Annotated in this window: 3 protein-coding genes; all 3 read right to left on the minus strand. The window is 46.0% G+C overall.

What is annotated here, in order from left to right; translation table 11 throughout:
* Positions 1-10 precede the first annotated feature (10 nt).
* Genes QUA20_RS31835 through QUA20_RS31845 form a run of 3 tightly spaced genes read right to left on the minus strand, consistent with a single transcriptional unit; the run spans position 11 to position 1072 of the window.
* The gene (locus tag QUA20_RS31835; protein ID WP_333194335.1) at positions 11-178 is read right to left on the minus strand and encodes a hypothetical protein; all 168 of its coding nucleotides are present in this window, start codon (positions 176-178) and stop codon (positions 11-13) included.
* Positions 179-203: 25 nt separating this feature from the next.
* Positions 204-572, minus strand: a complete 369-nt coding sequence (locus QUA20_RS31840; protein ID WP_333194336.1) for a transposase — start codon at positions 570-572, stop codon at positions 204-206.
* Positions 569-1072, minus strand: coding sequence for a helix-turn-helix domain-containing protein (locus tag QUA20_RS31845; protein WP_333194337.1), 504 nt, complete (start codon positions 1070-1072; stop codon positions 569-571). Before QUA20_RS31845 ends, QUA20_RS31840 begins: the two co-directional genes overlap by 4 nt.
* Positions 1073-1132 lie beyond the last annotated feature (60 nt).

Here is a 1132-nt window from a genome sequence, read left to right on the forward strand (position 1 = left end):
TAATACCAATTTAAGATGAAGCTGCATAGAATAAAGCTTCCAGAATGAAAGTGTAAGAAGATAGCGAACAGATTTGTTCAGGCGTGATTTGTTGCAGAACCTGATTGAGTCGTTCGCGCAATTCCACAAGTGTCAGAAAAACTTCTCCCTTGAATTGTTGTTTGATAAATTGCCACACTCGTTCAATTGGATTGAGTTCGGGGCTATGCGCTGGTTGACTTGCCGGGAATCAAGTTATCAGGCCACCGTAGAGCAGAAGTAACATGAGTACCAGCCTGATCGAGTTGAATCAGGGCGATGTCGCCTCCTAGTCGATCAGAAAGTGCATCAATAAACTGTTGAAATCCGATCGTATTGAGGCGATCGTATTCTTGGCAAAAATGCCAACCACTCAAAGGTTCCACCACCCCATAGAGCCAAAAATTGTCACGCTTCCAGAGTACGGGTGCGATCGGCTTTACCCCAAACGCCATAATCACTTTCCCCGTTTCGGTTTTGAGTCCTAAGCGAGTCTCGTCTTGACACAGATAACGCAACCGTTGTCCCGAACCAAACAACCGTTGATAGGTCAACAGGGCTGGGGCAATGTTTTTTTAAAACGCCTCACGGCATTAGGTTCTTGCTTAGCGCTTTGCGGACGGGGCACTTTCAATTTAGCTTTGAGTCGGTAGTGTACCCAATGATAGACAGTGGGATATGTCAGGTTCAGTTGATAAGTCTGATTCAGCCACTCCACGATCTCGCCATAACTCTTGAATCCCGGTGGCTGTTGTAATCTTTGTTGCAATCCGGCGAGTGCCTCTGGACTTAAGTGGGGCGATTTTCCGGGTGCGCTCTTGACTACCAACAATTCTGACAATCCTCCTTGACGATACTTTTGCAACCACCTAGTTACCGTTGAACCATGGCGTCCGAGACGTTCGGCGAGAGTTTTATGCTGAGTTATTTGTCCAGTTTTCAGCCACCACAACATTTGCAACCGTTCTTTTTGGCTAGCTGTGCGACAGGTTTTTAATTGTTGCTCCAAACTCTCTGCACTTTCGGCGATCACCATAATCAGTTGGCGTGCCATCACTGATGCCCTCTAAACAGTATCCTTATTCTATGCAACTTCATGTAAAATTGGTATAAG

The organism is Microcoleus sp. Pol7_A1 (assembly GCF_036701085.1).
Classification (GTDB): Bacteria; Cyanobacteriota; Cyanobacteriia; order Cyanobacteriales; family Microcoleaceae; genus Microcoleus; species Microcoleus asticus.

What these genes read in the sequence shown, in the direction of transcription:
- QUA20_RS31845 (WP_333194337.1), bottom strand. Translation starts at nt 1,072, where the DNA reads ATGGCACGCCAACTGATTATGGTGATCGCCGAAAGTGCAGAGAGTTTG.